Annotated in this window: 17 protein-coding genes; 10 read left to right on the top strand and 7 right to left on the bottom strand. The window is 32.4% G+C overall.

Going from position 1 to position 18,309, the window contains the following annotated elements; genetic code table 11:
- Positions 1 to 8 precede the first annotated feature (8 nt).
- The gene (locus GFJ94_RS07405; RefSeq protein WP_153200914.1) at positions 9 to 881 is read left to right on the top strand and encodes a hypothetical protein; all 873 of its coding nucleotides are present in this window, start codon (positions 9 to 11) and stop codon (positions 879 to 881) included.
- On the opposite strand, the gene GFJ94_RS07410 is transcribed toward GFJ94_RS07405, so the two are convergent.
- Positions 878 to 2,278 carry an FAD-binding oxidoreductase gene (locus tag GFJ94_RS07410; RefSeq protein ID WP_153200915.1) on the bottom strand — a complete coding sequence of 467 codons (1,401 nt, stop codon included), beginning with the start codon at positions 2,276 to 2,278 and terminating at the stop codon, positions 878 to 880. The genes GFJ94_RS07405 and GFJ94_RS07410 overlap by 4 nt on opposite strands.
- A 147-nt stretch (positions 2,279 to 2,425) precedes the next feature.
- Between GFJ94_RS07410 and meaB the strand changes: the two genes are divergently transcribed.
- Positions 2,426 to 3,514 carry a methylmalonyl Co-A mutase-associated GTPase MeaB gene (gene meaB, locus GFJ94_RS07415; protein WP_153200916.1) on the top strand — a complete coding sequence of 363 codons (1,089 nt, stop codon included), beginning with the start codon at positions 2,426 to 2,428 and terminating at the stop codon, positions 3,512 to 3,514.
- A gap of 84 nt (positions 3,515 to 3,598) precedes the next feature.
- On the opposite strand, the gene GFJ94_RS07420 is transcribed toward meaB, so the two are convergent.
- From GFJ94_RS07420 to GFJ94_RS07445, 6 genes are all read right to left on the bottom strand, one after another.
- The gene (locus GFJ94_RS07420; RefSeq protein ID WP_073580401.1) at positions 3,599 to 3,829 is read right to left on the bottom strand and encodes a hypothetical protein; all 231 of its coding nucleotides are present in this window, start codon (positions 3,827 to 3,829) and stop codon (positions 3,599 to 3,601) included.
- A 22-nt stretch (positions 3,830 to 3,851) separates the two neighbouring features.
- On the bottom strand, positions 3,852 to 5,252 hold the full coding sequence (locus tag GFJ94_RS07425; RefSeq protein WP_153200917.1) for an MATE family efflux transporter: 1,401 nt from the start codon (positions 5,250 to 5,252) through the stop codon (positions 3,852 to 3,854).
- 100 nt (positions 5,253 to 5,352) lie between these two features.
- Positions 5,353 to 6,054 (bottom strand): ABC transporter ATP-binding protein, encoded by a 702-nt coding sequence (locus GFJ94_RS07430; RefSeq protein WP_153200918.1) that lies wholly within the window; start codon positions 6,052 to 6,054, stop codon positions 5,353 to 5,355.
- Between the two features lie 96 nt (positions 6,055 to 6,150).
- The gene (locus GFJ94_RS07435) at positions 6,151 to 6,990 is read right to left on the bottom strand and encodes a class I SAM-dependent methyltransferase (RefSeq protein WP_162523822.1); all 840 of its coding nucleotides are present in this window, start codon (positions 6,988 to 6,990) and stop codon (positions 6,151 to 6,153) included.
- Between the two features lie 98 nt (positions 6,991 to 7,088).
- On the bottom strand, positions 7,089 to 8,951 hold the full coding sequence (locus tag GFJ94_RS07440) for an ABC-F family ATP-binding cassette domain-containing protein (protein ID WP_153200920.1): 1,863 nt from the start codon (positions 8,949 to 8,951) through the stop codon (positions 7,089 to 7,091).
- A gap of 99 nt (positions 8,952 to 9,050) precedes the next feature.
- Positions 9,051 to 10,901 carry a CocE/NonD family hydrolase gene (locus GFJ94_RS07445; RefSeq protein WP_153200921.1) on the bottom strand — a complete coding sequence of 617 codons (1,851 nt, stop codon included), beginning with the start codon at positions 10,899 to 10,901 and terminating at the stop codon, positions 9,051 to 9,053.
- Between the two features lie 91 nt (positions 10,902 to 10,992).
- On the opposite strand from GFJ94_RS07445, the gene GFJ94_RS07450 reads away from it, so the two are divergent.
- The 8 genes from GFJ94_RS07450 (at position 10,993) to GFJ94_RS07485 (ending at position 18,283) form a co-directional block, all read left to right on the top strand.
- Positions 10,993 to 12,117, top strand: a complete 1,125-nt coding sequence (locus tag GFJ94_RS07450) for a glycosyltransferase family 2 protein (protein ID WP_153200922.1) — start codon at positions 10,993 to 10,995, stop codon at positions 12,115 to 12,117.
- Between the two features lie 84 nt (positions 12,118 to 12,201).
- Positions 12,202 to 13,500, top strand: a complete 1,299-nt coding sequence (locus GFJ94_RS07455; protein ID WP_008253926.1) for a dihydrolipoamide acetyltransferase family protein — start codon at positions 12,202 to 12,204, stop codon at positions 13,498 to 13,500.
- A gap of 78 nt (positions 13,501 to 13,578) precedes the next feature.
- Entirely contained in the window at positions 13,579 to 14,523 is a 945-nt protein-coding gene (locus GFJ94_RS07460; protein ID WP_153200923.1) for a YARHG domain-containing protein, read from the top strand.
- On the top strand, positions 14,523 to 15,155 hold the full coding sequence (locus GFJ94_RS07465) for a DUF2306 domain-containing protein (protein WP_153200924.1): 633 nt from the start codon (positions 14,523 to 14,525) through the stop codon (positions 15,153 to 15,155). The genes GFJ94_RS07460 and GFJ94_RS07465 overlap by 1 nt, the downstream gene beginning before the upstream one ends.
- A gap of 38 nt (positions 15,156 to 15,193) precedes the next feature.
- Positions 15,194 to 15,964 (top strand): 3'-5' exonuclease, encoded by a 771-nt coding sequence (locus GFJ94_RS07470; RefSeq protein ID WP_153200925.1) that lies wholly within the window; start codon positions 15,194 to 15,196, stop codon positions 15,962 to 15,964.
- Positions 15,965 to 16,033: 69 nt separating this feature from the next.
- Positions 16,034 to 16,645, top strand: a complete 612-nt coding sequence (locus tag GFJ94_RS07475; protein ID WP_153200926.1) for a fumarylacetoacetate hydrolase family protein — start codon at positions 16,034 to 16,036, stop codon at positions 16,643 to 16,645.
- A 2-nt stretch (positions 16,646 to 16,647) separates the two neighbouring features.
- A complete protein-coding gene (locus GFJ94_RS07480) occupies positions 16,648 to 16,992 on the top strand; it encodes a histidine kinase (protein ID WP_153200927.1) in 345 nt (114 codons plus the stop codon).
- 43 nt (positions 16,993 to 17,035) lie between these two features.
- Entirely contained in the window at positions 17,036 to 18,283 is a 1,248-nt protein-coding gene (locus GFJ94_RS07485) for a CinA family nicotinamide mononucleotide deamidase-related protein (RefSeq protein ID WP_153200928.1), read from the top strand.
- Positions 18,284 to 18,309: the final 26 nt, after the last annotated feature.

An 18,309-nucleotide genomic window follows, 5' to 3' on the forward strand; every position in this document is an offset into this window, starting at 1 on the left:
TTTATTTTATGAATTACATTAAAATTTTATTTTTGTTTTTATTTCTGGTTTCTTGTTCAGAGAAAGAGATTTCAGATGATGAATATTTAAAATTTTCTGAAAATTTAATTAGTAAAATAGAGTCAAATAGAAATCAAAAGTATGATAATTTTATTAACGTTATCGATGTTTTAAAACGAATCGATTATATTTCTGATTCATTAAAATTAGATAATAAAGTTGATAGAAAAATTTTTAATTCTAAGTACAGATACGAAAGAAAATGCTCAGAATATTTCCAAAATTTGTCAAAAAATTTAAAAGGAAAAATTAAAATCACAAATAGTTTCAAATCAAAAAATAGAATTCATTTTATCATATGCTCAGAGTTAACTAATTTAGTTGAGGTTACAGAATTGATATTAATTGATAAAGATGGTCAAATTAAAATAGATAATTTTCTCTCTTATTCTACAGGCTTAGATATGAAAGAAAACTACATATCTTACGCCATTTTAAAAACAAATGATCCAAGTTTTAATTTTTCAAATAGAAAGTTAGAAAAGTGTTTAAATCTCTCTAAACAAGGTTACAATAAGGAAGCATATGAGTTATATAAAACTATACCATCAAAACATGCAACTACTTCAAATTTTTTAATTGTTAAATATCAAATTTTTAGAAATTTATTTGATGATTTAAGCTCAGATGAAATTGCTGAAAACTATGAAGAATTAATTGGCTTTAATTATGAAAATAAAGGTTTCAGATATTCAAAGGGTTGGGAATATTATAAAATTTTTGGACACGATAGTCTTGCGAATAAATATCAAGACTCTATAAATATTTTAGTTAAAGATGAATATTTTATTAAAAAGGTTGAATCATTTAAAAAGAATTAATCATTCCCATCAGGAAAAATCTTCCCAGGATTCAACACGTTATTAGGGTCAAAAATGGCTTTGATGCGTTCCATTAATTCCAAATGCACTTTTGAAAACGCAATATCCATATAGTTTTTTTGTACTAAACCAATACCATGTTCGCCTGATAATGTTCCTTTTAAACCAACTGTTAATTCAAAAATTTCACGAATTCCTTTTGGAACTTCGGTTTTCCAATTGTCATCTGTCATGTTGCCTTTGATGATGTTGACGTGTAAATTACCATCGCCAGCATGTCCATAACAAACCGATTGAAAACCATATTTAGCACCAATTTCTTTGATTCCTTTTAATAATTTAGGCAATTCATATCTTGGGACAACTGTGTCTTCTTCTTTGTAAATTGAATTCGCTTTTACCGCTTCCGCCACTGAACGACGCATTTTCCAAAGGGCATTTTTTTGTTCGTCTGTATCGGCAAATAACACTTCGTCGATTTCAAATTGTTCTACGACTGCCAAAATTTGTTCGGCTTCTTGTATCAAAATTTCAGGATAATTCCCATCTACTTCAATCAACAAATGCGCTTGAACGTTATCTTTTACTTCTACATTCAAACCATCGACAAATTTTAATGTCCAATCAATCGCATCACGTTCCATAAACTCTAAAGCACTTGGTACAATTCCGGCTCTAAAAATCGCTGAAACGGCTTCACACGCTTGCTCCGCTTTATAAAATGGAACCAAAAGCAAAATGTTATGTTTATTTTGAGGTAATAATTTCAATACAATTTTAGTTACGATGCCCAAAGTTCCTTCACTTCCTACCATCAATTGCGTAAGATTATAACCCGTTGAATTTTTCAAAGTATTGGCTCCTGTCCAAATCACATCACCAGTAGGTAAAACAACTTCTAAATTCAGTACATAATCTTTGGTAACACCATATTTCAAAGCTCTTGCTCCACCAGAATTCTCGGCAATATTTCCGCCAATAAAACAACTTCCCATGCTACTAGGATCGACAGGATAAAACAAGCCTTTTTCGGCAACAGCTTCACGTAAAACTTGCGTAATTACACCAGGTTGTGCAGTAACTTGTAAATTTTGTTCATCAATTTCAATAATCTGATTGAATCGCTCCATTGAAATACCAATTCCACCATAAATAGATAAAGCACCACCACTCAAACCCGTACGCGCACCAATAGGCACTGTCGGAATTTTATACGTATTCGAAACTTTTAAAATTTGTGCTACTCCTTCAGTATTGGAAGGTTTTACAACAACATGAGGTGGAAAACTCAAATCTTCCGTTTCATCATGTCCATACGTTTTACGAGTAGCCTCATCAGTAAAAATATAAGCCGAACCTACAATGTTTTCAAGCGCAAGTAATATTTCAGGATTCATAGTGTAAAATTGAAGTGTAAAAGTAAATAAAAAAAAGATTATGAAAGTAGCTTAAAATTTTTGAACGTTGAAATTGAGTTTTGATATTGATTTTTGTCTTTTGTAATTGAAATTGAAATTGTATTTTTACACAAAGCAAAATTCCTTTTGAAAACACCTAATAAAAAATCGACACTTTCAGAAATTCACGGTGTAGAACAACCTGAAACGTTAAGTACGGTTGTAGCAACCCAGATTCAACAATTCCGAAGAAAACAACCTTCGGCAGATGAATTAATTGCTGGAATTTTAAAAGGAGATAAAACGGCTTTGAGTCGCGCTATTACTTTAGTTGAAAGCACCAATCCTGAGCATTTAGCCAAAGCGAATGAAGTCATAAAAGGTTGTTTGCCACACTCAAATAATTCGGTTCGAATTGGAATTACAGGTGTTCCAGGTGTTGGAAAAAGTACGTTTATCGAAGCTTTTGGAAAGTATTTAACTTCCATCGGAAAGAAAGTGGCAGTTTTAGCAGTTGATCCGAGTTCGTCTATCAGTCATGGAAGTATTTTGGGCGATAAAACCCGTATGGAAGAATTGGTAAAGGATGAAAACGCTTATATTCGACCAAGTGCTTCGGGTGATACGTTAGGTGGTGTAGCTAGAAAAACGCGTGAAACTATTATTCTTTGTGAAGCTTGCGGTTTTGATACCATAATTATTGAAACCGTTGGAGTAGGGCAAAGTGAAACGGCTGTTCATAGTATGGTGGATTTCTTTTTGTTGTTGAAAATTTCAGGCGCTGGCGATGAATTACAAGGCATCAAACGTGGCATCATGGAAATGGCAGATACTATTGTAATTAATAAAGCGGATGGTGATAATATTGCGAAAGCCAAATTAGCTAAAACCGAATTCAATAGAGCCTTACATTTATTTCCAGCCAAATCTTCAGGTTGGATTCCAAAAGTAACTACTTGTAGTGCTTATGAACAAACCGGAATTGATGCGATTTGGGAAATTATTTCTGAATATTTTGAATTGGTAAAATCGAATCATTATTTCGAAGAAAAACGTCAAAATCAAAACCAATTTTGGATGATGGAAACGATTAATGAACAATTGAAATCGCATTTTTATAATCATCCGAATATCATTCAACTATTAGAAGAAAACAAAAAAGCCGTGCAAAACAATGAAATTTCACCTTTTGCAGCGGCTATGAATTTGTTGGAAAAGTATTTTAATAAAGAGTGATTAGTGAAAAGTGATTAGTGAAAAGTGATTAGTGAAAAGTGATTAGTAATTAGCTGCTGAACACTTTTTACTGAATACTGATCACTATTCCTCTTCGTAACGTTCAATTTCTCTATCGTAGAATTCTCCAGCAATGGTGATTAAATGTTCCATTTCGGATTCCAATTCCTTTTCGTCTTCTTCTTCGATATCTTCTAAAAATTCTACTTCGTCATCTTTTAAATTGATTACGAATCTTGGATATTCTAAATGGATTACGAAAATATCTTCTGGAAAATCAGTATTATCTCCGATAACAAATTTTGGTAAGTTCATGTTTTTATGTTTTAAATACTTTTTATGATTGTAATTGAACTTGTTCTTGTGCTTGCACTTGAACCAGTTTTTTAGTTAAATAATTAAAGCGAATATACAAAAATATCGCTGCAGCTGTTAATCCGGCTAAAAGTCCAATCCAAACACCAACGGCTTTTAACTCGGTTTCTAATCCTAAATAAATAGAGATTGGAAATCCAATTACCCAATAGGCTACAAACGTAATATACATTGGGATTTTAGCATCTTGTAATCCACGAAGCGCTCCTAAAACCACTACTTGCAAGCCATCAGAAATTTGAAAAACAGCTGCAACTAATAATAAATTGGCCGAAATTGCGATTACTTCTAGGTTTTCTGTTAGGTTTTTTGCATCGTTAATATCTACAAAAATATAAGGTAGAATTTTGTGTAAAGCCACAAATAGTATAGCAAAAACCACTTCGATAATTATCGTTAATAAGAAAATGGAAATCGCTACTTTTCGTAAGGTAACATAATCATTCAACCCTTTTTGATTTCCAATACGAATCATTGCTGCAACACTCAATCCCATTGCAAACATGAAAGTAACAGATGCTAAACTCAACGCTACTTGATTTGCCGCTTGACTTGTAGTTCCAATCATTCCACACAACCAAATTGCTCCAGTAAATAATGCCACTTCAAAAAACATTTGCATTGCAGAAGGCATTCCAATTTTGATGATTTTTTGGTTGACCTCTTTTTTAATTTCTTTTAAGCTGAACCCTTTAAAATATGGATGAAATTTTGGTTTTAAATTCATCATATAATGCATAAAACCCAACATCACAAAACGAGAAGCAATAGTTCCAATAGCTGCTCCCACGATACCTAATTCTGGAAAAATCCAAATTCCATAAATCAAAAAATAGTTAATTACCACATTGGTAATATTTCCAATTATGGTTGCCCACATCGAATATTTAGTTTCACTCAAACCGTCGGCAAATTGTTTGTACGCTTGATACATAATTAGCGGAATCAGAGAAAAACCTACGATATCTAAATAGGGTTTCGCCATGTCAACAACTGCTGAAGGTTGCCCCATATAAGCAATTAAAGGTTTTGCAAAAAAGATTAAAGTAAATAAAGCAACACCTAAAATCGTACACAAATACAATCCGTGATGAAACGCAGAACGACCACCCGCTACATCATTTTTCCCATCGGATTCTGCAACCAAAGGTGTAATTGCGGTTGAAAATCCAATTCCTAATGACATGGCAATGAATACAAAACTGTTACCTAATGAAACAGCTGCTAATTCCGTTGGACCTAATTTTCCTACCATTATGTTATCTACAATTCCCACTATGGTATGGCCTAACATCCCTAAAATAATAGGGTAGGCTAATTTTAAGTTATAGGAAAACTCTTTTGTGTAATCGGAAAAAGTCATTTTGGAGATTTTGGGCAAAGGTAGTTATTTTGAAAATCAAAGCAAGAAAAAACCCGACAGGATTTATAATCTTGTCAGGTTTAAATATTGTAAGTTGAATTTACTTTTTAATATGCTGATTTATTGTATCGCTTTCAATAATTCCATCACGTAAACGTATGACTCTGTGAGCATAAGCTGCAATATCTTCTTCGTGAGTTACTAAAATTACTGTGTTTCCGTTGGCGTGAATTTCATTGAATAAATTCATGATTTCCACCGAAGTTTTACTGTCTAAGTTTCCTGTTGGTTCATCGGCTAAAATGATAGAAGGTTTGTTCACCAAAGCCCTTGCTACTGCTACACGTTGACGTTGTCCACCTGAAAGTTGATTAGGTTTGTGATCCATTCTGTCGTTCAAACCTACTTGTGTTAATACTTCTGTAGCACGTTCAACTCGTTCTGATTTGGAATGACCCGCATAAACCATTGGTAAAGCCACATTATCCAAAGCCGTTGTTCTTGGCATCAAGTTAAAAGTCTGGAAAACGAATCCAATTTCTTTATTACGAATTCCAGCTAACTCATCGTCTTGCATTTCACTAACGTATTTTCCGTTTAAAATGTAAGTTCCTGAAGTTGGTGTATCTAAACAACCTAAAATATTCATCAAAGTCGATTTTCCAGAACCCGAAGGTCCCATTAATGCAACATATTCACCTTTATTAATTTCTAAATCGATGCCTTTTAACACATACACGATTTCGTTTCCTAAAGGAAAATCTCTTTTGATATTGGTTATTTTGATTAACGGATTTGCCATAATGAAATTAGAATTTAGCCTCTCGACTTCGATCGAGATGACAATATTATTGATGTAATACTATAATAAGTAGAAAAAGAAAGGAATTTGTTACAACTAAAACCGAATTCTTTCAAACAAATGCGAACTAATCGTTTTATTTGGATTAATTATAAAATGTTCTTTTTCTTGCTCGGCTCTAAAAAATACAATTCCCCACTGAAAAGTATCAATGGTAACGGTGACTTTTGGATGATTTTTTATGATTTTCCAAGCTTCTTCCATGTCCGCCGACCAATGAATATCATCAAAAATCCAAACGGAATCATTGCAAATAGTAGGAAGTAAGGCTTCAAAATAATCTAAAGTCGCTTTTTTGGAATGATTGCCATCGAAATAGATTAGGTGATGGGTGATAGGTGATGGGTGATGGGTTTTGAAATAACTTGAAAATTCAGTGTTTATAAATTCAATATTTTGAAAATTTGAATTTGTCCCGAAACTTCGGGATTGCAATTGAACTTGCGCTTGCTTTTGCGTGTTTGGACAACCTTCTAGACTGATGATTTTTGCTTTTTCAGTTCCTAATGAAAGTGCTGAGGTTGCTAATCCTAAAGAAGTTCCAATTTCTAAAATATTTTTAGGTTGAAAATAACGAACAATTCTAAAAAGCAATTCCGCATTTTTTGAGGAAATTCCAGCTGTTTGTGCGATTTTTGAAATTTCTCTTGTATTCGATTTAAAAACTCTTGAACCTGCACCGAAATCCGTTACTTCAATCGTATTTTTATTTTCTAAAAGCGATTTTCGGTACGATTTTACTATTTCGTATTCTGGATATTTTGTGTTGTCATAAAAACATTTCGTAACCAAATCAAACACAAATGGCGAATGCACTCCATGTTCGTTTTTGGAGTGGAAAAGGAATTTTAGGTATGATTTTATTTGTTGTAGCACTAAGTTTCTCAAAGTTTGGCACAAAGTAACACAAAGAATTTATAAGAAAAAAAACTTAGTGAAACTTTGTGTAAAACGTGGTGCTACATTGTGAAACTTTATTCCATTTTACTCGATAATTCAAACCAACGCTCTTCTTTTTCTTCTAAAGACTGAATGATTTTTTGCAATTCATTTGCTTTCGCTTCAATTTTATCATCCGAAACTTTTCCGTCGGCGAATTCTTGTTCGATTTGTTTTTTATTGTATTCTAAATCTTTTATTTCTTTTTCAATTTTATTGAATTCCTTCTGTTCGTTAAAATTTAAACCGGTTGAAGCGGTTTGTTTTTCTTTCCAATTTGTTTTTTCAGTACTAACCGAATTCAAAACTTTTGGTTCTGCCGAATCTTCATAACTTCTAAAATCAGAATAATTTCCTGGGAAATCTTCAATCTCGCCTTCGCCTCTAAAAACAAACAAGTGATCTACAATTTTATCCATAAAATAACGGTCGTGACTCACCACTAACAAACAGCCTGGGAAATCTAATAAGAAACTTTCCAACACATTTAACGTTACAATATCCAAGTCATTCGTTGGTTCATCCAAAATCAAGAAATTCGGATTTTGAATTAAAACCGTGCATAAATACAAACGTTTCAATTCGCCACCACTTAATTTTTCTACGAAATCGTATTGTTTTTTGGCATCAAATAAAAAGCGTTCCAATAATTGCGAAGCCGAAATAATTTTGCCTTTTGTCAACGGAATATATTCGCCATATTCTTTGATGATGTCGATTACTTTTTGTCCTGGTTTTGGATTGATACCACTTTGCGTGTAATACCCAATTTTAATCGTATCACCAATAATCACTTTACCCGAATCAGGTTGAATGGTTTGGGTTAAAATATTTAAGAAAGTCGATTTTCCTGTTCCGTTTTTACCAATAATTCCAATTCGTTCGCCACGTTGAAATGAATAACTGAAATCTTTTAAAATGGTTCTGTCAGGAAAGTCTTTGTTCAATTTTACCATTTCGATAATCTTGCTTCCCATGCGCTCCATGTTGATTTCGAGCTCTACTACATTTTCTTTTCTTCGGCTTTCTGCTTTTTCTTTAATCACGTAAAAATCATCTTGACGCGATTTTGATTTGGTAGTTCTAGCTTTTGGTTGACGGCGCATCCAAGCCAATTCTTTCACGAATAAGTTTTGCGCTTTGTCGATACTCGCATTTTCAGAAGCCAAACGTTCTTCTTTTTTCTCTAAATAATACGAATAATTACCTTTGTATTGGTATATTTTTCCATTGTCTAATTCGATAATTTCGTTACAAACACGTTCCAAAAAGAAACGGTCGTGCGTTACCATAAACAACGTGATATTTTCTTTTGCAAAATAATCTTCTAACCATTCAATCATCTCTAAATCAAGGTGATTGGTTGGTTCGTCTAAAATTAATAAATCAGGTTTGCTAATCAAAATAATGGCTAATGACAAACGCTTTTTTTGTCCACCTGACATGTTTTTGACTTTCATTTTCAAGTCTTCCAACTTCAGTTTGTACAAAATTTGCTTGAATTGCGTTTCAAAATCCCAAGCATTATGACGGTCCATATCATCAAAAGCTCTTTGATATGCTTCCTCATCATTCGGATTTTCTAAGGCTTTCTCGTAGCGTTCAATTACTTTCAGAATTTCATTATCCGAAGCAAAAATATTTTCCTCAATTGTTAATTCGTCTTGCAAATTATTGTTTTGCGACAAAAACGCCATTTTAATCTCTTTTCGAATCACAACCTGACCAGTATCGGGTTCATCCAAACCATTAATCATGTTCATAATGGTGGTTTTTCCAGAACCGTTTTTAGCAATAAAAGCTATTTTTTGATCTTTGTTAATTCCAAAGGAAACGTCTTTAAAAAGAATACGTTCGCCGTATGATTTCGAAATATTTTCGACTGATAAGTAATTCATAATACAATTTAGAAGTGCAAAAATAGTTTATTGCAACTGATGATACAATCTTTTGGAATTAAATAAAAAAAGCCATCAGTTCAGACGGCTTTGAATTTGTTATTTTAAAATTTCTACTTCTAAATGACTTTCTTCAAAAATTTTAATAAAAGCCTTAGTGTAATCTTGTTTTTCTACTAAGTAAGGATTTTCTAAAAATTTCTGAGGATTTACAGCAATTAACGGATACCAAGTGCTTTGTACTTGTATTTGAATTTTATGTCCTTTTTTGAAAGTATGTAAAACATCTTGTAATCTAAAACTAACTTCTGTAGTTGCGTTTGGAGTTAAAGCTTCTGGTTTTTCAAAACTATTTCTGAAACGAGCGGGCATAACTTCGCTACGCACCATTTGATGATAGTTCGCATAAAGCACATTTGGTTTGTCCTTATTTTGAGGTTCGTCAGCTGGATAAATATCGATTATTTTCACAATAAAATCAGCATCAGTTGCAGTTGAAGCAATTTTCAACTTAGCCATAATTTCTCCTGCTAAAGTAATATCTTCTGTTAAATAATCAGTCGTAAACGTAACCACATCAGGTCTACTCAAGGCAAATCTTTGGTCTTCGCTCATGTAATTTCTTGGCGTAAAACCGTTATATTCTGCATAGTTGATGCTGCTTGGAACAGGATTGTTTGGATCGCTGTAATATTCACTAAAATTAAAACTTCCGCTTTTTTGGGTTTCCAATTTCCCGTTTGAACTTAGATAAAAATTAAGTTTTGTACTTTCTTTTGGAGGCCAATTCTGAAATGTTTTCCATTCTTTATTACCAGTGTCAAACATATAAGCTTCAGGAAGTTCTACAGCATCTTTTGATTTTTCTTTCAGATAATGATTGAAGAATTTATATTCTATATTTTTTTGATAAAAAGTAGCGATACTATCTCCAAAATAAATGTCGTTGTGATAATTTTTTCCGGCTTCTCTCGACCAACCTCCGTGAGAAAAAGGTCCCATTACAATCGTATTCTTTGCTTTTGGATTGTTTTTCTCAATTGTCTTGTAAATATTCAAAGGTCCGGCTAAGTCTTCAGCGTCATACCAACCACCAACAGTCATTACTGCGTGATCAATTCCTTTTAAATGAGGTAATAAATTTCTTGATTTCCAAAACTCATCGTAATTAGGATGATTTACAATTTTTTGCATGAAAAAATTGTCTTTGTAGTAGGTGTCAACAGCTTCTTTTAAAGTTCCAATTTCTCTGTAAAAAATTGAACCATCTCTTGAAATTGTTTTTATCGATTGGTCAGAATACCAAGCTTTATTTTCTGGTTTAGTTTTTTGAACACCAAATACAGGAAAAGTTTTGAAATATCCCATTATGAAAGCACCATTATGATGAAAGTCATCGAAAAAGAAATCCGAAATTGGAGCTTGTGGTGATGAAGCAACTAAAGCAGGATGATTGGCTAAAGTTCCAACAGCAGTATAGAATCCTGGATAAGAAGTTCCGTATTGTCCTACTTTTCCATTATTGTTTTTAATATTTTTGATTAACCAATCAATTGTATCGAAGGTGTCAGTGCTTTCGTCAACGTTTTTCTTCTTTTTGTGTTCAACTTGGGGCGTCATGTTAGTAAAAGTACCTTCACTCATGTATCTTCCTCTCACATCTTGATATACAAAAATGTACTTGTCTTTTTGCAAAAACGTATTTGGTCCCAATGTTTTTTTGTACTTATCTTCACCATAAGGAGCAATACTATAACAAGTTCTTTGCATTAAAATAGGATATTTTTTACTTGAAGAAATATCTTTAGGTGAATAGATGGCAGTAAAAAGTTTTGTACCATCCCTCATAGGAATATAAACTTCTCTTTTGTCATAATTTGCTAAAATATCCTCTTGTGAAAATATTGAAAAAGATGTTAAGAATAAAATTAGAGCAACTATTTTTCTCATAAATCAAATTTTAATTTTCGAAGATATTAAGTTTTTATTCAAAATGAAGATTCACTAATGTTAAAATTAAACTTTTAATTATATTCGCATCATGCAACTATCCGTAATCATACTTAATTATAATGTGCGCTTTTTTTTAGAGCAATGTGTTTTCAGTGTTCAAAAAGCATTGGAAGACATTGATGGAGAAATTATAGTTATTGATAATGCTTCGTCCGATGATAGCTGCAAGATGATGAAAACCAAATTTCCGTCCATCAAACTCATTGAAAACGCAGCTAATTTAGGTTTTCCAAAAGGAAATAACATCGGAGTGGCTCAAGCCAAAGGAGAATATATTTGCATTTTAAATCCAGATACGGTTGTTGCAGAAGATACTTTTTCTAAAATTTTAAACTTCCAACTCGTAACACGTAACTCGCAGCTCGGAATAATCGGTTGTAAATTAATTGACGGCACTGGCAATTTTCTTCCCGAAAGTAAACGTGGCGTTCCAACTCCTTGGGTGGCTTTTACTAAGATTTTCGGATTGTATAAAATTTCAAATTATTTCGGGAAATATTACGCGCAACATTTATCTGAAAATGAATCTGGGAAAGTTGATATTTTAGTTGGAGCTTTTATGGTAATGAAGCGCGAATTATATTTGGAAGTCGGTGGTTTTGATGAAAATTGCTTTATGTATTCCGATGATATCGATTTGAGTTATTTGGTTTTGAAAACTGGAAAATCGAATTATTACTTTCATGAAACTTCTGTAATTCATTATAAAGGAGAAAGTACGGTTCGCGATGGAACTTATATGAAACGTTTTCGTGAAGCGATGCAGTTTTTCTATAAAAAACACTTCAAGAAATCATGGCTTTTTGATGTGATGATGCAAGTGGGAAGTTTCGTTTTTAGTCTTTTGAAGAAAAATCAGCAGAAGAATGAAGTCAGAATTATTGATGAATATGTCGTTTTTTCAAGAGAAAATTTAGAGTTAAATCTATCAAAAAAAGCAACTTATTTGTCTGATTTTAATCAATTTGTAGGTCAGTCTCAAAAAAATCTTGAAATAATATTTGATACTACTACTTTTAGTTTTACTGAAATTATTACTTTTATGCAGTTAAATAAGAGTAAAAATCTAAGTTTTAAGAATTATATTTCGAGTTCGAATTACCTAATTGGAAGCAATAATTCTAACGATAGAGGACAAATAATTTTATTGTAAAAAATTATTGATTTCTTTATAAAACGAATGAAAAATTAGTATTTTTGCAAACCAAATACAAAAACACAACTTTAGTTTAAAGATATGGCAAAGTTTGAATTGAAATTACCTAAAATGGGTGAGAGTGTTGCAGAAGCAACAGTTACTAACTGGTTAAAAAAAGTTGGTGATAAAATTGAAATGGACGAAGCAGTACTTGAAATCGCTACTGATAAAGTAGACAGTGAAGTGCCTTCAGAAGTTGCAGGAACACTTGTTGAAATTTTATTTAATACCGATGATGTAGTTCAAGTGGGACAAACAATCGCTATTATCGAAACTGAAGGTGGTGCCGTTGCTTCAACTCCAGAAGTTAAAGTAGAAGCCCCAGTTGCTGTTGCAGAAGTTGCGAAAGCAGTTGAAGTAGCAAAAGAAACTGTTGCGCCAGCTGATTTTTCAGCATCAGATAAATTCTTTTCACCTTTAGTTAAAAACATTGCCAAAGAAGAAGGAATTTCATTAGCAGAATTAGAGTCTATTGCTGGTTCTGGTAAAGATGGTCGTGTAAATAAAGAAGATTTATTAAATTATATCAAAAATAGAGGAAGTCAGCCTGCAGTTGTGGCAACACCAGCGGCGGCTCCAAAAGCAACTCCAGCTCCAGTAGCGCAATCCGTTCCGGTTTCTGTAAATGGAGGTGATGAGATTGTAGAAATGGACAGAATGCGTAAGTTGATTTCGGGTTACATGGTAGCTTCGGTACAAACTTCGGCTCACGTTCAGTCATTCATTGAAGTTGATGTAACAAACATCGTAAAATGGAGAGATAAAGTTAAAAATGCTTTCGAAAAGAGAGAAGGTGAGAAGTTAACTTTCACGCCAATCTTCATGGAAGCAGTGGCAAAAGCATTGAAAGATTTCCCAGGAATGAATATTTCAGTTGATGGTGAATTTATCATCAAACGTAAAAATATCAACTTAGGAATGGCAGCTGCTTTACCAAACGGAAACTTAATCGTTCCTGTAATTAAAAATGCTGACCAATTAAACTTAGTTGGAATGGCAAAAGCGGTTAACGATTTAGGAAACCGTGCAAAAGCAGGAAAATTAAAACCAGACGATACTCAAGGCGGAACTTATACAGTTACGAATGTGGGAACTTTTGGTTCTGTTTTTGGAACACCAATTATCAACCAACCACAAGTAGGTATTTTAGCTTTAGGTGCAATTAGAAAAGTACCTGCAGTTATTGAAACTCCAGAAGGTGATTTTATTGGAATCCGTCAAAAAATGTTCTTGTCGCACTCTTATGACCACAGAGTTGTTGATGGAGCGTTAGGAGGAAGTTTCGTAAAACGTGTAGCGGATTACTTAGAAGCTTGGGATATCAATAGAGATATTTAATTTGAACTAAATTATAAATTAACCCGATACTGAAAAGTGTCGGGTTTTTTGTTATTTTTGGTTTATTAAAAGTATGTCATGAAGTTATTTTATTCTCTTATATGTATTTCGTTTTTTACTATTTCTTGTAAAGAGGTAATAAAAAATGAAAAGAAATTTGTTGCTGAGCAAAGCTTTGAAGAAATTCAATTTGTGGAACCAAAGGTTAGTAATAGCTTGGTTGTAAATAGTAAAGAAGATTTATTAGGTTATTGGGTTGGTGATTTTAAGGCGGATATCAGTGAAGAAAAAACAGATTCCATTTATCAAGAAAAAAATTACAACTTATTAAATAGAAAAATTACATTTTCTATCGATGAGATTAAAGGCGATTCTATTTTTGGTCATTCAATAACTGCAGGAAATATTAGTCAATTTAAAGGTCTTGTTTTTCAAAATGAAAGTGAATTCGTTATCAAAGTAGATGAGTTTAAGAAGTCAAAATATGACGGGCTTTTTGAAATGAATATTAGTAAGAATGATAGTTTGTTAATAGGTAATTGGGTAGCATATAATCCGAAAGAATTAAAAGTTGCAACAAGAAAATATCAACTTCAAAAAAAGATATTTATATACAACCAAAATAATAAAGTTGATGAAATATTTATTAATGATGATAAATTTAATACATTAAAATATAAAGATACAATAGATGGTGAAGTGTTTGAAAATGAGTTCGAAGAATATTTTACTAATACCGAAAAGTTATACGAGAAAAATGCTTCTATCGATGAATTGACTTCTGATTTTGTTTCCAATTTGTCAAAAGCCGATATTTTTATTCTTCGAAATTCTATTTTTGCACGTCATGGATTTGCTTTTCGCGATAAACAATTGCGCATGTATTTTGAATTGTTTGATTGGTATATGCCTGTTTTTGGAGATGTTAAAGAGGATTTAACAGAAATCGAAATTAAAAATATCGATTTGCTACTTCGTTATGAACAAAACGCAGAAGAATACTACGATACATTTGGAAGATAATGTGGATTAAATATTCAAAATATCTTTTGTGGATTGGATATGTTTATTTTTCATATCTACTTTTGTTAATAACACTTCAGTATATTCCATATCATACTGATGTTGCTTTTTTACGAATTAAACAAGATGTAATAGTTTTCAATCATTATAGAATTGCTTTTTTTACTCATGTGTATACAAGTATATTCTTGATGATTTTTGGTGCTTTACAGTTTTCGAATTACATTCAAAAAAAACACATAAAACTACATCGAATTTCAGGAAGATTTTATGTCGGAATCCTATTATTGCTTTCAGGTCCAAGTGGTTTAGTAATGTCATATTATGCAAATGGTGGTTTATTTGCGCAAGTTTCTTTTTTATTGTTGTCTACTTTTTGGATATTATTCACCTTTCTATCTTTCTATTTCATACTGAAAAAACAAGTAATCAAACATCAAAAATTTGCCATCAGAAGTTTTGCATTGACATTGTCTGCAATTTCACTTCGATTATTCAAATATTTATTGGTTTTCTTTTTTGAACCTTTACCAATGGACGCTTACCGAATTGCCGCTTGGTCTGGCTGGATGTTTAATTTACTGGTAGCCGAATTAATTATCTACTATAAGTTTTCAAGAATTAGTAAATAAAAAAATCTTCAATTATCTTTGTCCTATATAAAATCGCTATGGAATTAAAATTAACACGCCCTATCTGCTTTTTCGACCTTGAAACTACTGGAATTGATGTAGCAAGAGATCGAATCGTAGAAATCTCAATATTTAAAGTATATCCAAACGGAAATAAAGAAAGCAAAACATGGTTGGTAAATCCTACCATTCCAATTCCGCCACAAACTACAGCTGTACACGGAATTACGGATAAAAAAGTAGCCAATGAACCCACATTCAAAGAATTAGCTGCGCAAGTTTATAACATGATTAAAGATTCTGATTTGGCTGGGTTTAATTCAGACAGATTTGATATTCCGCTTTTAGCAGAGGAATTATTACGTGCTGAAGTTGATTTTGATATGAAAAACAGAGTTTCTGTTGATGTGCAAACGATTTTCCATAAGATGGAAGAACGTACTTTAAGTGCAGCATACAAATTCTATTGCGGACAAAGTTTAGAAAATGCCCACAGTGCTGAAGCGGATACGATGGCAACCTACGAAATCTTAAAATCACAACTAGATCGTTATGAGAATTTAGAAAATGATATGAAATCGTTATCTGAGTTTACAACGCGTAAAAAATCAGTCGACTTCGCTGGATTTATTGCTTTGAATAATGATGGAAAAGAAATTTTTACCTTTGGAAAACACAAAGGCGCATTAGTTGATGATGTTTTTGATAAAGAACCAGGTTATTTCGGTTGGATTCAAAACGCTGATTTTCCATTGTATACTAAAAAAGTGCTGACAGGAATAAAATTAAGAAAGTTAAATACTAAATAGACTGATTAGTGAAAAGTAATTAGTGAATAGTTGCTAATTACTTTTCACTATTTACTAATCACTAGAATTATGAAAATAATCTGCATAGGTAGAAATTACGCCGACCATATTTCGGAGTTGAATAATGAAAGACCAACAGAACCTGTGATTTTTTTAAAGCCAGATTCATCGATTTTACCAAATAAAAATCCATTTGTGATTCCAGCTTTCAGTAACGACATTCATCATGAAGTGGAGATTTTGGTTAAGATTTGTAAAGTTGGGAAGCATATCGATGTTAAATTTGCTCATAAATATTATGAAGAAATTGGTTTAGGAATCGATTTTACGGCTCGAGATGTTCAAAGTAAGCTGAAAGAGAAGGGGTTACCTTGGGAAAAAGCGAAGGCATTTGACCATTCAGCGGTAATTGGGAACTTTATATCGAAAAAAAATTATACTTCGCTAGAAAATATTAACTTTGAGTTAAAATCAAATGGAATCACCGTTCAAGAAGGTAATACAAGTTTGATGTTGTGGAAAATAGATGAGTTAATCACCTATGTTTCGCAATATTTTACCTTAAAAATTGGAGATATAATTTTTACAGGAACTCCAAAAGGTGTTGCAAAAGTTACAGAAGGTGATGTTTTAGAGGGTTTTATTGAAGGAAAATCGATGTTTAAAATTCAAATCAGGTAGTTATGGCATTACAATATAATTTAGCAAAGGTTTATGAAATTTCTGAAAATGATATTGAGTTTGCATTGCAAATAGTGACTTTATTCTTAGAGGAAGTTCCGGCAGAAATTAAGTCCATTAAAGTAGCAATCGAAGAAAAAGACTACACTAGAACTTATGCGTCATGTCATAAAATAAAACCTACTTTAGATTTATTAGGAATGGACTTAGCTTATGAAGAGAATATTCAAATCATGACTTGGGCCAAAGCTGAAGGTAAAAGAAAAGAAATTAAAGAAGTATTCAAATCGTTAAAAAGTAGGATTGATTTAGCAGTAAAAGAAATTAAAAAAGATTTCAAACTGTAGTATTCTGTTTTTTTATTTCCCCAAAATCTATTATGACATTCAAATGAAAGCTGCTATTGTAACTATTGGTGATGAAATTCTTATTGGACAAATTGTTGATACAAATTCATCCTACATTGCTAAAGCTTTAGATAAAATTGGAATCGCAACGCACGAAATGTTGTCTATTTCTGATGATAAACAACACATTTTAGATACATTTCATTCACTTCAAAATAATGTAGATGTTGTTATCATAACGGGCGGATTAGGTCCAACTAAAGACGATATTACAAAGAAAACGTTTTGCGATTATTTTGAAGATGATTTAGTCGAAAATGAAGCTGTTTTAGTACATGTGAAATCGATAATTGAAGGTTTTTATAAGCGACCAATTACGCAAATTAATAGAGAACAAGCGTTAGTTCCTACAAAAGCAAAAGTCCTTTTTAATCAAGCCGGAACAGCGCCAGGAATGTGGATGGAGAAAGATAATACAGTTTTTATTTCTTTACCGGGAGTTCCTTACGAAATGAAGTATTTGATTGATAACGAAGTGATTCCAAATTTAGTTCAAAAATTTGAACGTCCTTATATTGTGCATCAAACCATCATGACTTATGGTCGCGGAGAAAGCATGATAGCGGAACAAATTGAAGGATGGGAAGATAATTTGCCTGATTTTATCAAATTAGCGTATTTGCCAAGTCCAGGGAAAGTTCGTTTAAGATTAACGGCGAGAGGAACAAATGAAGAATTACTGAAAAATGAAATAAAACAGCAAGTTGAAAAGCTCGATTTGTTAATTCATGATATAATTGTAGGATATAATGAAGACGAAGCTATTGAAGTAGTTTTAGGAAGATTATTGACTGAAAAAAAAGTGACAATTTCAACAGCGGAAAGTTGTACGGGTGGAAAAATAGCGGCAACTTTGTCGGCGGTTCCAGGGGCATCAAATTATTTTAAGGGAAGTGTTGTGAGTTATACCACTCAGACTAAAATAAATGTGTTAGGGGTTGCAAATGATGCTGTTGTAAAATGTGGAGTTGTAAGTGCAGAAGTTGCTACTGAAATGGCAAAGTCAGTACAAAAAATAATGGCTTCTGATTATGCAATTGCTACTACAGGAAATGCTGGTCCAACTAAAGGCGATAAAGCAGCAGAATTAGGAACGATTTTCATTGCTATTGCTACTCCAAATGGGGTTTTTGCGGAAGAATTTAATTTTGGTCAACCCCGTGAAAAGGTCATAGATAGGGCTATTAGTAAAGCGTTGGAATTAGTTTATAAAGAAATTTTAAAAAAATAATAAAAGATAGTTGTGTATATGAAATG

The organism is Flavobacterium sp. LMO8 (assembly GCF_009495755.1).
Classification (GTDB): domain Bacteria; phylum Bacteroidota; class Bacteroidia; order Flavobacteriales; family Flavobacteriaceae; genus Flavobacterium.

Coding starts and splice junctions, on each gene's coding strand:
- GFJ94_RS07405 (WP_153200914.1), top strand. CDS start 9: ATGAATTACATTAAAATTTTATTTTTGTTTTTATTTCTGGTTTCTTGT.
- GFJ94_RS07410 (WP_153200915.1), bottom strand. CDS start 2,278: ATGAATCCTGAAATATTACTTGCGCTTGAAAACATTGTAGGTTCGGCT.
- GFJ94_RS07420 (WP_073580401.1), bottom strand. CDS start 3,829: ATGAACTTACCAAAATTTGTTATCGGAGATAATACTGATTTTCCAGAA.
- GFJ94_RS07425 (WP_153200917.1), bottom strand. CDS start 5,252: ATGACTTTTTCCGATTACACAAAAGAGTTTTCCTATAACTTAAAATTA.
- GFJ94_RS07430 (WP_153200918.1), bottom strand. CDS start 6,054: ATGGCAAATCCGTTAATCAAAATAACCAATATCAAAAGAGATTTTCCT.
- GFJ94_RS07440 (WP_153200920.1), bottom strand. CDS start 8,951: ATGAATTACTTATCAGTCGAAAATATTTCGAAATCATACGGCGAACGT.
- GFJ94_RS07445 (WP_153200921.1), bottom strand. CDS start 10,901: ATGAGAAAAATAGTTGCTCTAATTTTATTCTTAACATCTTTTTCAATA.
- GFJ94_RS07450 (WP_153200922.1), top strand. CDS start 10,993: ATGCAACTATCCGTAATCATACTTAATTATAATGTGCGCTTTTTTTTA.
- GFJ94_RS07455 (WP_008253926.1), top strand. CDS start 12,202: ATGGCAAAGTTTGAATTGAAATTACCTAAAATGGGTGAGAGTGTTGCA.
- GFJ94_RS07460 (WP_153200923.1), top strand. CDS start 13,579: ATGAAGTTATTTTATTCTCTTATATGTATTTCGTTTTTTACTATTTCT.
- GFJ94_RS07465 (WP_153200924.1), top strand. CDS start 14,523: ATGTGGATTAAATATTCAAAATATCTTTTGTGGATTGGATATGTTTAT.
- GFJ94_RS07470 (WP_153200925.1), top strand. CDS start 15,194: ATGGAATTAAAATTAACACGCCCTATCTGCTTTTTCGACCTTGAAACT.
- GFJ94_RS07475 (WP_153200926.1), top strand. CDS start 16,034: ATGAAAATAATCTGCATAGGTAGAAATTACGCCGACCATATTTCGGAG.
- GFJ94_RS07480 (WP_153200927.1), top strand. CDS start 16,648: ATGGCATTACAATATAATTTAGCAAAGGTTTATGAAATTTCTGAAAAT.
- GFJ94_RS07485 (WP_153200928.1), top strand. CDS start 17,036: ATGAAAGCTGCTATTGTAACTATTGGTGATGAAATTCTTATTGGACAA.